The organism is Rhodoferax sp. TH121 (assembly GCF_002251855.1).
Classification (GTDB): Bacteria; Pseudomonadota; Gammaproteobacteria; order Burkholderiales; family Burkholderiaceae_C; genus Allorhodoferax.
In genome coordinates this window covers 1-17,364 of the sequence record NZ_NOXW01000016.1, presented here as the reverse complement: position 1 = coordinate 17,364, position 17,364 = coordinate 1, and the positions used below count along the sequence as shown (strand labels likewise).

General features: G+C 60.4%; 26 protein-coding genes. 7 read left to right on the top strand and 19 right to left on the bottom strand.

Annotated features, from left to right (window positions below; translation table 11 throughout):
- Nucleotides 1–5 precede the first annotated feature (5 nt).
- From lipA to CHU94_RS02085, 4 genes are all read left to right on the top strand, one after another.
- On the top strand, nt 6–1,007 hold the full coding sequence (gene lipA, locus CHU94_RS02100; protein WP_094476276.1) for a lipoyl synthase: 1,002 nt from the start codon (nt 6–8) through the stop codon (nt 1,005–1,007).
- A gap of 199 nt (nt 1,008–1,206) precedes the next feature.
- Nucleotides 1,207–2,259, top strand: coding sequence for an L-glyceraldehyde 3-phosphate reductase (gene mgrA, locus CHU94_RS02095; RefSeq protein WP_094476425.1), 1,053 nt, complete (start codon nt 1,207–1,209; stop codon nt 2,257–2,259).
- A gap of 13 nt (nt 2,260–2,272) precedes the next feature.
- Nucleotides 2,273–2,962 (top strand): AraC family transcriptional regulator, encoded by a 690-nt coding sequence (locus CHU94_RS02090; protein ID WP_094476274.1) that lies wholly within the window; start codon nt 2,273–2,275, stop codon nt 2,960–2,962.
- 92 nt (nt 2,963–3,054) lie between these two features.
- Nucleotides 3,055–3,891, top strand: coding sequence for a DMT family transporter (locus CHU94_RS02085; protein WP_094476272.1), 837 nt, complete (start codon nt 3,055–3,057; stop codon nt 3,889–3,891).
- A 70-nt stretch (nt 3,892–3,961) separates the two neighbouring features.
- Here CHU94_RS02085 and ptsP read toward each other — a convergent pair whose 3' ends face one another.
- The 6 genes from ptsP to CHU94_RS02055 are packed head-to-tail and all read right to left on the bottom strand — an operon-like array spanning nt 3,962 to nt 8,910.
- The gene (gene ptsP / locus CHU94_RS02080) at nt 3,962–5,749 is read right to left on the bottom strand and encodes a phosphoenolpyruvate--protein phosphotransferase (protein WP_094476270.1); all 1,788 of its coding nucleotides are present in this window, start codon (nt 5,747–5,749) and stop codon (nt 3,962–3,964) included.
- Nucleotides 5,746–6,015 carry an HPr family phosphocarrier protein gene (locus CHU94_RS02075; RefSeq protein ID WP_094476268.1) on the bottom strand — a complete coding sequence of 90 codons (270 nt, stop codon included), beginning with the start codon at nt 6,013–6,015 and terminating at the stop codon, nt 5,746–5,748. The genes ptsP and CHU94_RS02075 overlap by 4 nt, the downstream gene beginning before the upstream one ends.
- Nucleotides 5,984–6,430, bottom strand: coding sequence for a PTS sugar transporter subunit IIA (locus tag CHU94_RS02070; RefSeq protein ID WP_094476266.1), 447 nt, complete (start codon nt 6,428–6,430; stop codon nt 5,984–5,986). Before CHU94_RS02070 ends, CHU94_RS02075 begins: the two co-directional genes overlap by 32 nt.
- Nucleotides 6,431–6,458: 28 nt before the next feature.
- Complete coding sequence (locus CHU94_RS02065; protein ID WP_094476264.1) at nt 6,459–7,682, bottom strand: nitrate/nitrite transporter; 1,224 nt, start codon at nt 7,680–7,682, stop codon at nt 6,459–6,461.
- A complete protein-coding gene (locus CHU94_RS02060; protein WP_094476262.1) occupies nt 7,679–8,209 on the bottom strand; it encodes a hypothetical protein in 531 nt (176 codons plus the stop codon). The genes CHU94_RS02065 and CHU94_RS02060 overlap by 4 nt, the downstream gene beginning before the upstream one ends.
- Nucleotides 8,206–8,910 (bottom strand): DUF4197 domain-containing protein, encoded by a 705-nt coding sequence (locus CHU94_RS02055; RefSeq protein ID WP_094476260.1) that lies wholly within the window; start codon nt 8,908–8,910, stop codon nt 8,206–8,208. The genes CHU94_RS02060 and CHU94_RS02055 overlap by 4 nt, the downstream gene beginning before the upstream one ends.
- 15 nt (nt 8,911–8,925) lie before the next feature.
- Between CHU94_RS02055 and CHU94_RS02050 the strand changes: the two genes are divergently transcribed.
- Nucleotides 8,926–9,423, top strand: coding sequence for a TlpA disulfide reductase family protein (locus CHU94_RS02050; protein WP_094476258.1), 498 nt, complete (start codon nt 8,926–8,928; stop codon nt 9,421–9,423).
- A 17-nt stretch (nt 9,424–9,440) separates the two neighbouring features.
- Here the strand turns inward: CHU94_RS02050 and CHU94_RS02045 are convergent, their stop codons facing one another.
- The gene (locus CHU94_RS02045) at nt 9,441–9,893 is read right to left on the bottom strand and encodes a cytochrome c (RefSeq protein ID WP_094476256.1); all 453 of its coding nucleotides are present in this window, start codon (nt 9,891–9,893) and stop codon (nt 9,441–9,443) included.
- Between the two features lie 182 nt (nt 9,894–10,075).
- Between CHU94_RS02045 and CHU94_RS02040 the strand changes: the two genes are divergently transcribed.
- Both CHU94_RS02040 and CHU94_RS02035 read left to right on the top strand, forming a co-directional pair.
- Entirely contained in the window at nt 10,076–10,723 is a 648-nt protein-coding gene (locus CHU94_RS02040) for a cytochrome b/b6 domain-containing protein (RefSeq protein WP_369597389.1), read from the top strand.
- Complete coding sequence (locus CHU94_RS02035; RefSeq protein ID WP_094476252.1) at nt 10,724–11,227, top strand: GNAT family N-acetyltransferase; 504 nt, start codon at nt 10,724–10,726, stop codon at nt 11,225–11,227.
- A gap of 21 nt (nt 11,228–11,248) precedes the next feature.
- Here CHU94_RS02035 and CHU94_RS02030 read toward each other — a convergent pair whose 3' ends face one another.
- The 12 genes from CHU94_RS02030 to rpsJ form a co-directional block, all read right to left on the bottom strand.
- The gene (locus tag CHU94_RS02030) at nt 11,249–11,755 is read right to left on the bottom strand and encodes a peroxiredoxin (protein WP_094476250.1); all 507 of its coding nucleotides are present in this window, start codon (nt 11,753–11,755) and stop codon (nt 11,249–11,251) included.
- A 113-nt stretch (nt 11,756–11,868) separates the two neighbouring features.
- The gene (rpsQ, locus tag CHU94_RS02025; RefSeq protein ID WP_094476248.1) at nt 11,869–12,138 is read right to left on the bottom strand and encodes a 30S ribosomal protein S17; all 270 of its coding nucleotides are present in this window, start codon (nt 12,136–12,138) and stop codon (nt 11,869–11,871) included.
- A 10-nt stretch (nt 12,139–12,148) separates the two neighbouring features.
- Nucleotides 12,149–12,358 (bottom strand): 50S ribosomal protein L29, encoded by a 210-nt coding sequence (gene rpmC / locus CHU94_RS02020; protein WP_094476246.1) that lies wholly within the window; start codon nt 12,356–12,358, stop codon nt 12,149–12,151.
- Between the two features lie 16 nt (nt 12,359–12,374).
- Entirely contained in the window at nt 12,375–12,791 is a 417-nt protein-coding gene (gene rplP / locus CHU94_RS02015; protein WP_029708121.1) for a 50S ribosomal protein L16, read from the bottom strand.
- 2 nt (nt 12,792–12,793) lie between these two features.
- Nucleotides 12,794–13,687 carry a 30S ribosomal protein S3 gene (gene rpsC / locus CHU94_RS02010; protein ID WP_094476244.1) on the bottom strand — a complete coding sequence of 298 codons (894 nt, stop codon included), beginning with the start codon at nt 13,685–13,687 and terminating at the stop codon, nt 12,794–12,796.
- A 16-nt stretch (nt 13,688–13,703) separates the two neighbouring features.
- Complete coding sequence (gene rplV / locus CHU94_RS02005) at nt 13,704–14,033, bottom strand: 50S ribosomal protein L22 (RefSeq protein ID WP_075585605.1); 330 nt, start codon at nt 14,031–14,033, stop codon at nt 13,704–13,706.
- Between the two features lie 9 nt (nt 14,034–14,042).
- Complete coding sequence (gene rpsS, locus CHU94_RS02000; protein WP_094476242.1) at nt 14,043–14,321, bottom strand: 30S ribosomal protein S19; 279 nt, start codon at nt 14,319–14,321, stop codon at nt 14,043–14,045.
- Between the two features lie 11 nt (nt 14,322–14,332).
- Nucleotides 14,333–15,157, bottom strand: a complete 825-nt coding sequence (rplB, locus tag CHU94_RS01995) for a 50S ribosomal protein L2 (protein WP_087495490.1) — start codon at nt 15,155–15,157, stop codon at nt 14,333–14,335.
- Nucleotides 15,158–15,159: 2 nt separating this feature from the next.
- The gene (rplW, locus tag CHU94_RS01990) at nt 15,160–15,483 is read right to left on the bottom strand and encodes a 50S ribosomal protein L23 (protein ID WP_094476423.1); all 324 of its coding nucleotides are present in this window, start codon (nt 15,481–15,483) and stop codon (nt 15,160–15,162) included.
- A gap of 8 nt (nt 15,484–15,491) precedes the next feature.
- Nucleotides 15,492–16,112: a 50S ribosomal protein L4 gene (gene rplD / locus CHU94_RS01985; protein WP_094476239.1), complete on the bottom strand. Its 621-nt coding sequence runs from the start codon at nt 16,110–16,112 to the stop codon at nt 15,492–15,494.
- On the bottom strand, nt 16,112–16,786 hold the full coding sequence (gene rplC / locus CHU94_RS01980; RefSeq protein ID WP_094476237.1) for a 50S ribosomal protein L3: 675 nt from the start codon (nt 16,784–16,786) through the stop codon (nt 16,112–16,114). The genes rplD and rplC overlap by 1 nt, the downstream gene beginning before the upstream one ends.
- Nucleotides 16,787–16,985: 199 nt before the next feature.
- Nucleotides 16,986–17,300, bottom strand: a complete 315-nt coding sequence (rpsJ, locus tag CHU94_RS01975) for a 30S ribosomal protein S10 (RefSeq protein WP_068674876.1) — start codon at nt 17,298–17,300, stop codon at nt 16,986–16,988.
- Between the last annotated feature and the right edge of the window lie 64 nt (nt 17,301–17,364).

Genomic DNA, 17,364 nt, shown 5'->3' with positions numbered 1-17,364 from the left:
ACACCATGAGCCATAGCGACCACACCACCAGCAACCCCACCGTGCGCGAAGCCCAGTCTGCCGCAGACTACAACCCGCTGGCCAAGCAAAAGGCCGCCGCCAAGCTCTCGCGCATCCCGATCAAGGTGGAAGCCGGTGAAGTGCTCAAGAAACCGGACTGGATCCGCGTCAAGGCTGGCAGCCCCAGCACCCGCTTTTACGAAATCAAGGACGTGTTGCGCGCCAACAAGCTGGTCACGGTGTGCGAAGAAGCCAGCTGCCCCAACATCGGCGAGTGCTTTGGCAAGGGCACGGCCACCTTCATGATCATGGGCGACAAGTGCACACGCCGCTGCCCCTTCTGCGATGTGGGCCACGGCCGCCCCGACCCGCTGGATGCGAACGAGCCCGACAACCTGGCCAAGACGATTGCCCAGCTCAAACTCAATTACGTGGTCATCACCAGCGTGGACCGGGACGACCTGCGCGACGGCGGTGCCGGCCACTTTGTGGAATGCATTCGCAAGACCCGCGAACTCTCGCCCAAAACGCAGATCGAAGTGCTGGTGCCCGATTTCCGCGGCCGCGATGACCGCGCGCTGGAAATCCTGAAAGCCGCGCCGCCGGATGTGATGAACCACAACCTGGAAACCATCCCCCGCCTCTACAAGGAAGCGCGTCCGGGCTCGGACTACCAGTTCAGCTTGAACCTGCTCAAGAAGTTCAAGGCCCTGTTCCCCGACGTACCGACCAAGAGCGGCCTGATGGTGGGCCTGGGCGAAACGGACGAAGAGATTCTGGAAGTGATGCGTGACATGCGCGCGCACAACATCGAGATGCTGACCATCGGCCAGTACCTTGCGCCCTCTACCAGCCACCTTCCCGTACGCCGCTATGTGCACCCCGACACCTTCAAGATGTTCGAGGAAGAGGCCTACAAGATGGGCTTCAAGCACGCCGCTGTGGGCGCCATGGTGCGCAGCTCGTACCACGCTGACCAACAAGCCCACCTGGCCAGCCAGAGCTGAAGCGACCAAGTGCAAGCGCTATCTAAACGATAGCTGCTTGCGCAGATCGGATGCGGGCTAACGGCATTTATCTTGCCAAACTACGCCCGCCCCATGCTGCAGCGCAACGGCGTTGGTAACCGCCTTGTTTGCCCCTGTGGATGCGTCGGTCATGCGCTCGGCCTACACTGCGCGCTTTACCTGTCACCACCTCCCCACCATGCAGCACTACCACGCCAAGGCCGAGCGCTACGACGGCCAAGTTCCCTACCGCACCTGCGGCAAAAGCGGCCTCAAGCTGCCCGCCGTCTCGTTGGGCCTGTGGCACAACTTCGGAGACGCCACACCCTTCCAGACCCAGCGCGACATGCTGCGCACCGCCTTCGATTTGGGCATCACCCACTTCGACCTGGCCAACAACTACGGCCCGCCCTACGGCAGCGCCGAGACCAACTTTGGCGAACACCTGCGTCGCGACTTCCGCCCCTACCGTGACGAGCTGATCATCTCCAGCAAGGCTGGCTACGACATGTGGCCCGGCCCCTATGGCCAGGGCGGTGGTTCGCGCAAATACGTGTTGGCCAGCCTGGACCAGAGCTTGAAACGCATGGGCCTGGACTACGTGGACATCTTCTACAGCCACCGCTTTGACCCCGACACGCCCCTGGAAGAAACCATGGGCGCGCTGGCCACGGCCGTGCAGCAGGGCAAGGCGCTGTACGCCGGCATCAGCAGCTACTCGGGCACCAAGACGCGCGAGGCCGCGGCCATTCTCAAGAGCATGGGCGTGCCCATGCTGATCCACCAGCCCTCCTACAGCCTGATGAACCGCTGGATCGAGGAAGACCTGCTGGACGCCTTGGAGGAAACTGGCATGGGCTGCATTGCCTTCAGCGCTCTCGCCCAGGGCCTGCTGACCAACAAGTACCTCAACGGCGTGCCCGCCGACGCCCGCATCAACCGCCCCGGCGGCGGCTCCTTCAAGCAGGACCATCTGAGCGAGCAGAACCTCAAGCATGTGCGTGCGCTCAACGAGATCGCCCAAGCACGCGGCCAAAGCCTGGCGCAAATGGCCACCGCCTGGGTGCTGCGCGATGCACGCGTGACCTCGGCCCTGATCGGTGCGAGCAAGCCCGAGCAGATCGTGGACCTGGTGGGCGCGATGAAGAACCTGAGCTTCACCCAGGCCGAGCTGGATGCCATCGACGGCCACGCCGTGGACGGCGGCATCAACCTCTGGAAGCGCCCCTCCACCGACCAGCGTCTGGCCTGAGCCGCTGCCGACCATGCACGCCGCCCAAGGCTCCCTGTCGCTGCGCCAGTACGGCCCGTCGCCGGGCAGCCATGCGCACGACCATTTCCAGATCCTGCTGGGCCTGGAGGGCACGCTGGAGCTGGAGGTGCAAGGTCGCGGACAGCGCATTGGCGCGGGCGGCGGCTGCGTGATTGCGCCGGGCGAGCGGCATGACTTTGAAGCACTGAACGGTGCGCACTGCCTGGTGCTGGACACCGCGCAGCCCGACTGGGCTAGCGCAGTAGGCACACCAGTGCAGCCCGCCACTGCGCTCGCGCTGGCGCGCTACCTGCAGCTGGCGCTGACCCAGGAGCACAGCCTGGCCCAGCGCTACGGCCCGCTGCTGCTGCGCGACTGCTGGCGCACGCCACAGGGCCGGCCGGCACGCCACCAGCGCCGCATCGACTGGCAGGGCCTGACCCAGTGGTGTGAACGCCAGCTGCACACACCGCTCACCGTGGCCGATCTGGCGCAGCAGGTCTTCCTCAGCAGCTCGCAATTCGCCGTGCGCTGCCAGCAGGAAACCGGCATGCGCCCCATGCAGTGGCTGCGCGACCTGCGCCTGCAGCGTGCCCGCGCCCTGCGCGCCCAAGGCCTGGGTCTGGCCGAAGTGGCGCGGCGCTGCGGCTACCAGTCCGCCTCAGCCATGGCTGCCGCCCTGAGACAGCACGCGCTGCACTGAGCCGCGCCTTCCGCGGTCCGGCACTGAGACCGGCGTTGCGCGACAGCGCACCATCGTTTGGCGACAGCCCCAACGGCTAAGCTTGCAAACCTATGCAAGCCCCCCTCCTCGCCCTCGCCGCCATCGCCCTCTGGGGCTCACTCGCTCCGCTGGGTGTTTCGCTCGCCCATGTACCACCCTTTCTGCTCACCGGCTGCGCGCTGCTGATTGGCAGCCTGATCGGACTGGTGCTGTCAGGTGGCAGGGTCACCCAATGGAGGGTGCCCGCCTCCACACTGCTGATGGGGGTGTATGGGTTGTTTGGTTTCCACTTTCTGCTTTTCATTGCACTGCGCCACGCGCCGCCCGTGCAGGCCAATCTGGTGAACTACCTGTGGCCGCTAGGCATTGTGCTGATGGCGCCGCTGTTCCTGCCCGGCATGCGCCTACATGGCCTGCACATTGCCGCGGCCTTTCTGGGCTTTGCTGGCGCGGCGCTGGCCATTGTGGGCGGGCGTGATCTGCAGGGCGGTTTTGCGTGGGGCTACATCCCGGCGCTGGCCTCCGCCTTTGTGTGGTCCAGCTACTCGCTGCTGACGCGGCGCGTGCCGCCCTTCCCCAGCTCGGCCATCGGCCTCTTTGGTCTGGTATCGGGCCTGCTCTCCCTGCTGTGTCATGCGCTGCTGGAGAGCCCCGTAGACCTGAAGGTGCACGACTGGATGCTGTTGGTGGCCATGGGCCTAGGGCCGCTGGGCGGTGCCTTCTACCTGTGGGATGCGGCGCTCAAGCGCGGCGATGCGCGGCAGATCGGCGTGCTGTCCTTCCTCACGCCCCTGCTCTCGACCCTGGCGCTGCTGTGGCTGCGTGGCGAGTGGCCCAGCGCCTCGGTGGTACTGGCGGCGGCCCTGATCATTGGGGCGGCCGTGCTGGGCTCCCGGGCGGGCAAATAGGGCCACAGCTTCATTTTCAAGCCAAATTAGCCTCTAGCCCGCTTGGATACTGCGCAAGCAGCTCCTTTTTTTATAGCGGCATGGGCCGACTGCTGAGTTCCTCACCGGGCTCTTCGGCGTCGCAAACCCCCTGGGCCCAGGCCTCCAGCTTGCTCGCATCAGCGCGCAGGACTTCTTGCTTGACCGCCAGAATCTGCGCCGGGTGCATGGAGAAGCTGCGCAGCCCCAAGCCCAGCAGCAGTCGCGTCATGCCCACATCACCTGCCATCTCGCCGCACACACTCACGTCCTTGCCCGCGGCACGGCCCGCCGCAATGGTGTCGGCCACCAGGCGCAACACCGCCGGGTGCATGGGGTCGTACAGGTGCGCCACCGACTCGTCCGCCCGGTCGATTGCCAGCGTGTACTGGATCAGGTCGTTGGTGCCGATGGATAGGAAATCGAAATATTTGAGGAACAGGCGCAGGCTCAGCGCTGCGGCCGGAATCTCGATCATGGCGCCGAGCTGGATAGGCCCATAGACCACGCCGCGCCGGTCCAGCTGGGCACGTGCCTTGTCGATGTGGGCGATGGTCTGCTTGATCTCGCTGGCGTGGGCCAGCATGGGGATCAGCATGCGCACCTTGCCATGCGCCGCGGCCCGCAAAATCGCACGCAACTGCGTCAGGAACATACCCGGGTCGGCCAGGCTCCAGCGGATGGCGCGCAGGCCCAGCGCGGGGTTGAGGTGGGCGTTGTCGCGCACCGAATCGTCCAGCGGCTTGTCGGCGCCCACATCCACGGTGCGGATCGTGACCGGCAGGCCCTGCATGCCTTCCACGGCTTTTTTATAGGCTTGGTACTGCTCTTCCTCATCGGGCAGGCGGCCCTGGCGGCCCATGAACAAGAACTCACTGCGAAACAGGCCCACGCCCAGCGCCCCGGCCTTGAGGGCGGCCTGGGCATCTTCGGGCATTTCGATGTTGGCCAGCAGCTGCACCTTCTGCTCGTCCATGGTGACCGCAGGCGTGTGCAGCAGGCGCTGCAGGCGGCCGCGCTCCAGCTCACCCTGGCGCTGCTTGAAGCCGTATTCGGCCAGGATGATGGGTGAGGGATCAACGATGACCACGCCCGCATCGCCATCAATGATGACCCAGTCGTCCTGGCGCACCAGCTGGCTGCAGGTACGCGCGCCCACCACGGCCGGAATGTCCATGCTGCGCGCCACGATGGCGGTGTGCGATGTCTTGCCACCCACGTCGGTGATGAAACCGGCAAACACACTCTGCTTGAACTGCAGCATGTCGGCGGGCGAGAGATCGTGCGCGATCAGCACCAGCGGCACGTCCACGGTATCGTCCAGCAGCAGGTCTTGTTGCGAGGGTTTGCGTGCGCCGCGCTGCACCGGTGGCGCGATGGGTGATTGGGTGCCCTTCATGGCGCGCAGGATGCGCTCGCAGATTTGCTCCATGTCCGCCTTGCGCTCGCGCAGGTAGGCATCTTCCATTTCATCGAAATGGCGGGCAATGATTTCGAGCTGGGTGGTCAGCGCCCACTCGGCGTTGTAGAGGCGGTCGGTGATCCAATGCTTCACACCGGAGACCAGCTCCTCGTCCTGCAGCAGCATCAGGTGCACATCCAGCAGGGCCGACAGCTCCTGTGGCGCCTCTTTGGGCCCCATGCGGGTGATGCTCTCCTGCAGGCGGTGGATTTCCTCCACCACCGTGTCGCGCCCAACCCGGACCCGGTCAATTTCGGCCGCCACTTCATCTGGCTTGATGAAGTAATGCGCCACATCCACCCGGCTGGACGCTACCAACACCGCACGCCCAATGGCGATGCCGCGCGAAACGGCCAGACCGTGGATCGAGAATGTCATTCGCCTTCGCCGAATTTGTCGTTGATAAGGGCCAGCAGCGCGTCCATGGCTTCCTGCTCGCGCTCGCCGCTGGTTTCCAGCGTGACTTCGGTGCCGATGCCGGCCGCGAGCATCATGACGCCCATGATGCTTTTGGCATTCACGCGGCGGTCGCCGCGGGCCATCCAGACCTCACACGGAAAACTGCCGGCCAGCTTGGTGAGCTTGGCCGAGGCACGGGCATGCAAGCCCAGCTTATTGACTATGGTCGTGTTGGTGCTGATCATGGGGTTTGCGATGTTGGTTTTGGGGAGCAGTCACGGCCACTTGCATGATGCACTGGGCACCACCGGCCAGCGCCCGGGTGACCAACACGTCGAGCGACTCTTGGCGGTAGTTCACGGTGCGCAACAGCATGGGCAGGTTGACACCTGCCACCAGCTTGGAATGAAGGCCGTCCACCACTTTTTGTGCCACGTTGCAGGGCGTGGCACCGAACACATCGGTCAGCACCAGCGCCTGCGGGGTGCCCAGCTGGGAGAGCAGCGCCTGAGCCGCAGCGCGCGTGAGTTCAGGGCTGTCTTGCGCCGCCACGTCCAAGGCCAGCACGCCAGCGGCAGCTTCGGGGTACACATGCAAGGCCGCCGTGCGCAGCGCGCTGGCCAACGGTGCATGGGCGACGATCAGGATGCCGGTGTTCATGGAGATGCTGCAGCGAAGTGGACTTTGATTATGGCGCCTTTGCCCGCAAGAAATACACGTAGGCCCCCACACACGCCAGACCATAGACACCAAACGCTGACTGGTAGGCGGCCACTTCGGCCAAGCCCAAGGCCTTGAAGCCATCGAGCAACAAGCCAATGCCCCACTGCACCGCAAAGACACCAGCAAAAATTACTAGGTTGTATGCGGACAGTGCCCGCCCCGCCAGCGCAGGGGCAAAGGCCATCCCCACCGCAGGCTGCGCGAGGGCGGCGACGGTACAACTCACGCAAACCAAAGAAAAAAGCACTGCAGCCCATATGGATGCCGCGTCACCAGCTACCAAAAGTATAGCAAGCAACACAAAATTCAGGGGCATCCCCCAGGTAATCAGCCTGTCTGCACTGTACCCTTGGCGTGCCAGCCAGGGATTGGCCCACCCCCACAGCCAGTAGGCCACCAGCATGGACACATTGAGCCAGAACAGTCCGGTAGCGGCCTGCAGCGCGCTATAGCCTGCCACCTTGACCATCCACGGCCCCGCCCACAGCGTCTGCATGGCCACCATGCCGCCGTAGTTGAAGAAGCCCAGCGGCGCCAGCTTGCGGAAATAGGGGTGGCGCCATACCTCGCGGTAGCTGGCCAGCAAGCCCTCCTGGGTGTCTACGGCTGTCGTCTCGGTGTGCCACGCGGGTGTCTGCCAGGCAATGGCCACCATGGACAGGGCCACCAGGGTGCCCAGCAACACGAAGATGCCGCGCCAGCCCATCAGAGGCATGAGCCACTGCACCGGCAGTGTGGATGCCACCATGCCAAAGGCGCCCACCATCAACATCCATGAGTTGGCTCGCATTTGTTGCTCGGGCGCATACCAGCGGCGGTACCCCGTCAGAGGGGCCATCAGGCAGGCGCTGACGCCCGCACCACACAGCACACGTGCGGCCAGCAAACCCCAAAAGCTCTGCGCCAGCGCAAACGCGAGGCAGCCCACCACGGCCAGCGTCAAAAACGCAATCTCGACCCGTTTGGGCCCCAACCTGTCCAGCCAGCGGCCCAGCGGGAGTTGCGTCGCGGCAAAGCCCAGAAAGTAGCCTCCGGCGAGCAAGCCCAAGTCACGCGACTGCAGGTTGAACTCCTGCACCAGGGTGGGCGCCAGCGTGGCGGTGATGGCACGGATCAGTGCCGACAAAAAGTAGGCCAGCGCGAAGGCGCTGAAGACCAGCACCGCTTTGCGGGTGTTCAGTGTGCTCATGGAAGGGTGATATCGGTAAAGAAAGGCTCGGTCATGTCGGCGCCCAGCGTGTCAGCGTAGACCGCGAGGTGGTACACATCCCCCCCCATCACCAGCCAGGCCAGCTGGGCCTGTACCTCGCCACCTTGGGGTCGCTGGCCAGCGGCGCGGAGCCACGCAGCGCTGGCCAGCCCGGGCACGCCGGCATGACTAGGCGCTGCGAGCACCGTGGCGGCAGCCACATCGGCACGCATAGCCGCCAGTGCCGACGCACGCCACGCTTGGACCACCCCGGGAATAGCGGTGGCATCACCCACCCGGGCACGACTGATGGCAAACAACGCCCCTTGCGCTTCACACCCCTGCATCTCCAGCGCTACGTCGCGGTCGCCCAAATTGACCGTGCGCTGGGCTCTGTCTGGCTTGCAAGGCAATGAGAAGTTCAGCCCGCCCAGCGGTGCTTGGCGCCAGTTGAGTGCCGGGCTGCATGCGGCCAAGGCCAAGGCCGCGGGCAAAAGCCAGCGACGCAGCGAAGCCAAGGCACTCACTTCAGGGCGCCAAACACTTTGGTGAGGATGGCGCTGCCATAGGCCACGGGGTTCTGGCGAATCTTCTTTTCCTCTTCAGAGATCATGAAGAACAGACCATCCAGCGCCTTGCCGGTCACATATTGCTGGATATTCGCGTCTTCTTTCTTCATCAGCCCGATTTCGGAGGCCTTGCCTGCGAGCTGGTTGTATTTGTCAGCCAGGCCCACTTTTTCGGTGGCTTTGGTCACGATGGGCAAAAACTTCACGCCCAGCGGACTGCGCGTTTTGTCGGCAAAAAACTGGGTTACCGCGGTGTCGCCACCCGCCAGAATCCCCTTGGCATCGTTGACCGACATGCCCTGCACGGCCTTGAGCAGCAGATCCTTGGCCATGGGCACGGCGGCTTCTGCACCCCGGTTCATGGAAGTCACCAGCTCGTCTATCCTGGCCCCTTGGCCAAAGGTACGCAGCAGCTTGGCGGCATCTTCGAGATAACCGGGCAAAGGAATGCGAACTTTTTCGTTGCCCAAGAATCCATCTTGCACACCCAAGATGCCCACTGCGGCCAACGCACCTTTTTCGAGCGCGGTTTTCAGGCCCTTGGTCGCGTCGGCTTTGGTCAAGTCGTCCAGGCTCAGCGCGTAGGCGGGGTGCAGGCTCACGGCCGTCAACAGGGCGGCAGTGGTCAGTGAGATGGAATTAAACTGTCGGCGGTCCATGGGAAGTACCTATTCATGAAAAAACACATTGTCGTTGCCAGCATCGTAGCCGCTGCAGCCTTGGTCGCGGGAGGCATGTGGCTGAGTTCCAGCAAGGCCGCTCCGGCCTCCACCTTTGTGTTGCTCGATGGCTCCCAGAAACCCTCTGCCAGCCTACAAGGCAAGGTGACCCTGGTGAATTTTTGGGCCACCAGCTGCGTCACCTGTGTGGCCGAGATGCCGGAACTGGTGGCCACCTTCGAGAAGTACAAATCCCAAGGCTATGGCACGGTGGCGGTTGCGATGGCTTACGACCCACCCAGTTATGTGGTGAATTTCGTGCAGACCCGCAAACTGCCTTTCGATGTCGCCATCGACAACACCGGTGCGGTGGCCAAGGCCTGGGGTGAGGTGGGCATCACCCCCACCAGCTACTTGGTGAACAAGCGTGGTGAGATCGTGAAGCGGTATGTGGGTGCCCCCAACATGCCTGAGCTGCACCAACTGATTGAAACCCTGCTCAAGGAGTCCTGAGCAGGGGCCTGCAGCGGTTACGAGCGGAATGCGTCGTGGCAGGTTTTGCAGCTGCCACTGGTAGCACTGACTGCAGCCTTGATGCTATCCAGGTTGCCAGTCTTGGCGGCTGCGTTGAGTTTGTTCATTTCGGCCTGTAGTTTCTCTGCGTAGTCATTGAACTTGGCCTTGTCACTCCAAATCTCAGCCTTGGCCTTGGTCGTAGCGCCCTTGTCAGTGCCATCTCCGAAGGCTGCCCAAGGCAACTTGCTCACAAAGGCGGCGACCTCTGCGCTCTCGGCTGCTACTTTGGCATCGAAGGGCGCCCGACCCGCTGCCATAGCGGCAACGCGTGCAAAGTTCTGCTGCATGACGAACAAGGCGTTTTGGCGGTACTTAATGGCATCCTCTGCCTTGGCAAATTGGGCCATTGCGGGGACAGACAGGGTGGCCGCAGCGCTGGCCAGAATCAGGGTAGCTAGCTTTTTCATCGAACTTCCTTCGGTGGTTGGGGAGACTGACGCCGGGTAGACCGCAGGCATGCGGAATTAGTTCTGCCCGAATTGCTATGCTAGGGTAAACACTGTGGGGTGCCTAGTCCCCGTGGCGGTGATACATTGCGCGGTAGCCCGAGCTGCGGGCACTTGAAGGAGCAACGATGCAAACAACCCGTGTGTGGGATTTGCCCACCCGCCTGTTTCACTGGCTGTTGGCTATCGCCGTGATCGGTCTGGTCGTCACGGGCCAGATTGGTGGCAACTGGATGGACTGGCACTTTCGCCTGGGTTACTGTGTGCTCACCCTTCTCTTATTCCGCCTGGTCTGGGGCTTCGTCGGTGGCCACTGGTCGCGCTTTGCAAACTTTTTTTACAGCCCCCGCACGATTTGGCGCTACATGCGCGGCCAAGGCACCACCGAACAAGGCGTCGGACATAACCCACTGGGCTTTCTGTCTGTGTTAGGTTTGTTGGGCGTGACCCTGTTGCAAGTTGCAAGCGGCCTGTTCAGCGACGATGAGATCGCGACCACCGGCCCCCTTTCGAAGTTTGCAAGTGGTGAATGGGTCAGCCGTGCCAGTGATTACCACACTGAAGTCGGCAAGATCGTGCTGCTGGCGCTGTTCGTTTTACACATTGCAGCCATTGTGTTTTACCGGATTAAGCGAGGCCAGAATCTGGTGTCCCCAATGCTCAATGGCGACAAGCAAACCCCGACAGGGATGCCCAGCGCGCGTGACGATTGGACCTCACGCTGCATGGCATTGCTGGTTTTCGTGCTTTGCGCTGCTTCGGTGACCGCCTTGTTAGCTTGGGCCGCCTGAATGACATCCAACACCCCTTTGGTCGCACAGCTATCTTTGCTCACACCAACCTCCCGCGACGCACTTGACGCGGTTCGGGTGCTGTTCCAAGAGTATGCAGAACAACTGGGGGTCGATTTGTGCTTCCAGAACTTTGCGCAGGAGCTACGCGAGCTGCCGGGCGAGTACGCCGCTCCACGTGGTGCCTTGCTTTTGGCTTGCGTAGATGGAGCCATGGCGGGCTGCTGCGCTCTTCGCCCCTTGGACAGCGCCGACTACCCCAATGCCGCAGAAATGAAGCGTCTCTATGTACGCCCGGCCTACCGTGGGCTGGGTCTGGGGAGGATGCTGGCGGAGGGCATACTGGATGCCGGTCGCCAAAGTGGTTACGACTGTGTGCTTTTGGATACCCTGGACGACATGGAAGCCGCTCGGGCACTCTACGAAGAACTGGGATTTGAAGAAGTCCCACCTTATTACTACAACCCCATTGCTGGGGCTCACTACCTCAAAGCGGAGCTCTGAGGTAGTGGCACACAGGCTTGTTTAGGCTTTGGCCTGCGCCAACAAGGTGTTAGCGTCGCTCACTTCAAACTTGCCCGGACCTTCGACGTTCAGGGCCGCAACTATGCCGTCCCTGACCAACATGGAATAACGGTTACTACGCAGGCCCATACCCTTGCTGGTCAGGTCCAGTGTCAGTCCGGTAGCTTGGGCAAAAGCGGCGCTACCGTCGGCCAACATACGTACTTTGCCAGCCGTTTTCTGGTCACGCGCCCAGGCACCCATCACGAATGCGTCATTGACGCTAACGCACCAGATCTCATCCACACCAGCAGCCTGGAAGGCGGCAGCTTGTTCGACATAACCAGGGACGTGCTTGGCAGAGCAGGTGGGCGTGAAAGCGCCGGGCAGCGCAAACAGCGCAATGGTCTTTCCTGCCGTCGCTTTGCTCACATCCACAGGGTTGGGGCCAATGCTGCAACCCTCTCCCTCCACTTCCGAATACTCCATCAGGGTGGCCGATGGCAGGGTGTCTCCGACTTGAATCATGTGTGCTCCTAGGTAATGGGAGTGCGCCACAGGTCATATGTGAACGCACCAATGAAAACGGCCCACATTGTGGGCCGTTTTAAAGTCACTTGCAGTGGACAAAGCCGATAGGCTTAGACTGCAGCAGCCTTTTCCACCAAGCGGGTCGCAACCCAGTTCTTGGTCTTGGAGATTGGCTTGCTTTCGGTAATTTCGATCACATCACCCAACTTGTACTCGCCCTTTTCATCGTGGGCGTGGTACTTGCTGGATTTAGCAACGATCTTGCCGTACAGCTCGTGCTTGACGCGTCGTTCAATCAGAACAGTCACGGTCTTGGCGCGCTTGTCGCTGACCACCTTGCCAATCAAGGTGCGCTTGAGGGACTTTTTAGCTTCCGTCATTTAGTGCTCCTTACTTGGCGGATTTGTCAGCCATTTGCTTCTCGACAAGAATAGTCTTGGCGCGAGCAATGTCACGACGCGCAGTGCGAATCGTAGCTGTGTTGTTGAGTTGTTGCGTGGCTTTTTGCATACGCAGGCCAAAGTGAGCTTTTTGCAGCGCTTTGACTTCTGCAGTCAGTCCGGCAACGTCTTTGGTGCGCAGTTCAGCAGCTTTCGTCATTTCGAGTTCTCCTGAATTACTGACCAATCATGCGTGCTACAAAGGTGGTACGCAAAGGCAGCTTGGCCGCAGCCAAACGGAATGCCTCGCGTGCCAGCTCTTCAGGCACACCGACGATTTCAAACACGATCTTGCCGGGCTGAATTTCAGCCACGTAGTACTCGGGGTTACCTTTACCGTTACCCATACGCACTTCAGCAGGCTTTTGGGAAATTGGCTTGTCAGGGAACACGCGAATCCAGATACGGCCGCCACGCTTCACGTGACGGGAAATTGCACGACGTGCAGCTTCAATCTGGCGAGCCGTCAGACGGCCGCGGTCAGTACATTTCAGACCGAAGTCACCGAACGCAACCGAGCTTCCGCGGGTTGCGATGCCGGTGTTACGGCCCTTTTGCTCTTTGCGGTATTTCCGGCGAGCGGGTTGCAACATGATTATTCTCCTTTGCCGTCAGCTGCTGCAGCTGGCGCGGCGACTTTGCGAACGCGCTTAACGGCGGGTTTAGCGTCAGCACCAAGTGCTTCTGCGGGCTTGTCGCTGCCGTCGGCAGGCGCTGCGTTGCCACCCACTGGGCGACGTGCGCCACGGGGAGCGGCACGGTCAGCACTAGGACGGGCACCACCGCGGTCATCGCGGCGGGGACCACGGGGGCGACGCTCTTCTTCAGCGCGAGGCTCCACAGCAGCGGGCAGGTCGTTACGGCCCAAGGTATCACCCTTATAGACCCACACCTTCACACCAATGATGCCGTAGGTGGTCTTGGCTTCGGAAGTCCCGTAGTCAATGTCAGCGCGCAGGGTGTGCAATGGCACACGGCCTTCACGATACCACTCGGTACGGGCAATTTCGATGCCGTTCAAACGACCGGACGACATGATCTTGATGCCCAAGGCGCCCAAACGCATAGCGTTTTGCATGGCGCGCTTCATGGCACGACGGAACATGATGCGTTTTTCGAGCTGCTGGGTGATGCTGTCAGCAATCAGCTTCGCATCGATTTCGGGCTTGCGCACTTCTTCGATGTTCACTGCCACTGGCACGCCCAATTGCTTGCCCAGATCGCGTTTGAGGTTTTCGATGTCTTCGCCCTTCTTGCCGATCACCACGCCCGGACGTGCCGAGAAAATGGTGATGCGTGCGTTCTTAGCAGGACGCTCGATCAGAATGCGCGACACCGAAGCGTTCTTCAACTTGGCCTTCAGGTACTCACGCACCTTGATGTCTTCGGCCAGCATGCCCGCGAAATCGCGGTTGCTGGCGTACCAACGAGAAGACCAATTACGGCTGATCGCCAAGCGAAAGCCGGTTGGGTGGATTTTTTGTCCCATATCTTCCTGGCCTCTTTCAGTTACCAACCGTCACGTACACGTGGCACGTGGGCTTGCGGATTTGATTGCCACGGCCTTTGGCGCGTGCGGTGAAGCGACGCAGCGAAGCACCTTGCTCGACGTAGATGGTTTTCACCTTCAATTCGTCGATGTCGGCGCCGTCATTGTGCTCAGCGTTGGCAATGGCGGACTCCAAAACCTTCTTGATGATCACGGCAGCTTTTTTCTGCGTGAACTGCAAGATGTTCAGAGCTTGGTCAACTTTTTTGCCACGGATCAGATCCGCGACCAGACGGCCTTTGTCTACCGACAAACGGACGCCACGAAGGGTTGCACGAGTTTCCATGGTGCCTCCTTATTTCTTCTGGACTTTTTTGTCCGCAGGATGGCCCTTGAAAGTACGTGTGAGCGCGAACTCACCCAACTTGTGGCCAACCATTTGGTCAGTGATATAGACGGGCACGTGCTGCTTGCCGTTGTGCACAGCGATGGTCAAGCCGATGAAATCGGGCAGGATCATGGAGCGACGCGACCACGTCTTGATCGGCTTTTTGTCCTTGGTGGCAACAGCCTTCTCAGTCTTGGCTACCAAGTGGTGGTCAACAAATGGACCTTTTTTCAGTGAACGAGTCATTTACCTACCCCTTACTTCTTGCGACGCGACACGATCATGACCTGCGTGCGCTTGTTGTTACGGGTACGGTAACCCTTGGTCAGATTACCCCAAGGATCGACTGCGTGACGGCCTTCGCCAGTCTTGCCTTCACCACCGCCATGGGGGTGATCAACCGGGTTCATCACCACACCGCGAACGGTTGGGCGAATACCCATCCAACGCTTCACACCGGCCTTGCCCAACTGACGCAGGCTGTGTTCTTCGTTGGCGACTTGACCAATGGTTGCACGGCAGTCAATGTGGATCTTGCGTACTTCGCCGGAACGCACACGCACTTGGGCGTAGGTACCTTCGCGGGCCAACAGCGTAGCGGAAGTACCGGCAGAGCGGATGATCTGCGCGCCCTTACCCACTTGCAATTCAACACAGTGGATGATGGAACCCACGGGGATGTTGCGAATTGGCAAAGTGTTACCAACGCGGATGGGAGCTTCAGAACCGTTTTGAATGGTTGCGCCGACTTCCAAGCCACGTGGGGCAATGATGTACTTGCGTTCGCCGTCGGCGTAGCACACCAAAGCGATGTGCGCAGAACGGTTGGGATCGTACTCAATGCGTTCCACTTTGGCAGGAATGCCATCTTTGTTGCGAACAAAGTCAACAACACGGTAGTGGTGTTTGTGTCCACCGCCCTTGTGGCGGGTGGTGATGTGGCCGTTGTTGTTGCGGCCGGCTTGCTGGAATTGCGGCTCCAGCAATGCAGCGTGAGGTGCACCCTTGTACAGGTGGTCACGCGAAATCTTCACCACGCCACGACGGCCTGGAGAAGTAGGTTTCATTTTAATGACAGCCATGATTACGCGGCCTCCCCACCAAGGTTCAGCTCTTGACCTGGCTTGAGCATCACGTAAGCCTTGCGAACGTTGTCGCGACGGCCCACGGACTTGCCAAAGCGCTTGGTTTTGCCTTTTGTGTTCACCACAGAAACGCCTTGCACTTCCACCTTGAACATCAATTCCACAGCGGCCTTGATTTCGGGCTTGGTTGCGTCTTGCAGCACCTTGAACGTCACAGCATTGGATTTTTCAGCCACCATGGTTGCCTTTTCAGACACGATGGGAGCAACCAGAACCTGCATCAAGCGACCTTCGTCGTACTTGACTTTAGACGTGTTGTTCATACGGGCGCTCATGCGAACATCTCCTTGAGTTTGTCCATGGCGGCCTTGGTCACCAATACCTTGCGGTAGTGCACCAACGACAGGGGATCTGCATAACGAGGCTCAACAACCAGGATGTTCACCAAGTTGCGCGATGCCAAGTACAGGTTTTCATCCACTTCATCAGCGATCACCAGCACGGATTCAAGGTTCATCGCCTTGAATTTGGCTGCCAAAGGCTTGGTCTTGGGAGAATCCACCTTGAGGGAATCAACCACCGCCAGACGACCTTCGCGGGCCAACTGGGACAGGATGGAAGCCATACCTGCGCGGTACATCTTCTTGTTGATCTTCTGACCGAAGTTTTCGTCGGGCATGTTCGGGAAAATACGACCGCCTCCGCGCCACAGTGGCGAGGATGTCATACCGGCACGAGCGCGACCAGTTCCCTTTTGCTTGAAAGGCTTCTTGGTGGAGTGCTTGACCTGCTCACGGTCTTTTTGTGCACGGGTGCCTTGACGGGCGTTGGCCTGGAAGGCCACAACCACTTGGTGCACCAGATCTTCGTTGTATTCACGACCGAACACGGTTTCAGGCGCGTCGTACTTGGACGTCGCTTGACCTTGGTCATTCAGGAGTTCGAGCTGCATCAGTTCGCTCCTTTTGCTGCTTTGGCCTTAACGGCGGGACGGACGGTCACGAAACCACCTGCTGCACCAGGGATTGCACCCTTGATCAGCAGCAATTGACGCGCCTCGTCGATGCGGATCACATCGAGGTTTTGCGTGGTTTTGGTGACATCACCCAAATGACCCGTCATGCGTTTACCGGGAAACACGCGACCTGGGTCTTGTGCCATACCGATGGAACCGGGAACGTTGTGCGAACGGCTGTTACCGTGCGAAGCACGTTGCGAGCTCATGTTGTGGCGCTTGATGGTACCGGCATAGCCCTTACCAATGGAGGTGCCTTGCACGTCCACTTTTTGACCAACAACAAATACATCCGCAACAGGCACAGTGGCGCCAGCGGCGTACTTTGCGGCTGCATCAGCCGTTACACGGAATTCCTGGATGATTTCACCGGCTTCCACACCCGCCTTGGCGAGGTGACCAGCGATAGGCTTGGTAACGCGCGAAGCTTTGCGCGAACCGAACGTCACCTGCAAGGCAACGTAGCCATCGTTCTCCTGGGTTTTGACCTGCGTCACACGGTTGTTGGACACGTCTACCACCGTAACAGGAACTGCATCCCCGTCATCGGTGAATAGGCGCATCATGCCAACCTTGCGACCCAGCAACCCTAAGTGATTGCTAAGACTCATTGTTTTCTCCGTAACTCCCACCACTGCAACTTCAATTGGCTGCAGTGTTTTTGCGTGAGAGACTGTTAATAAAACTCTGTCCGCGCGCAAAAGCGCGTCGAATAGAGCCAGCGAGTATAACGCGGGCTTGTGTTGAACACAAGCCCCTGTCTGGCTCGCCAGTTAGAAGTCCCAGACTGGCGCCCGGGACTGCTATTTCTTACTGCAGCTTGATTTCCACGTCCACGCCAGCGGGCAGGTCGAGCTTCATCAGCGCGTCTACGGTTTTGTCTGTGGGATCAACGATGTCCATCAGACGCTGGTGTGTGCGAATTTCAAACTGATCGCGACTAGCCTTGTTCACGTGAGGTGAACGAAGGATGTCGAAACGCTTCATGCGGGTTGGCAGGGGCACGGGGCCCTTGACAATCGCGCCGGTACGCTTGGCAGTGTCGACGATTTCCGCAGCCGATTGGTCAATCAGCTTGTAGTCAAACGCCTTGAGGCGGATGCGAATTTTTTGCTTGGCAGCCATCGTAATTCCTTCGGTTTTGCGAATTACGCGATGATTTTTGCAACCACGCCAGCGCCCACGGTAC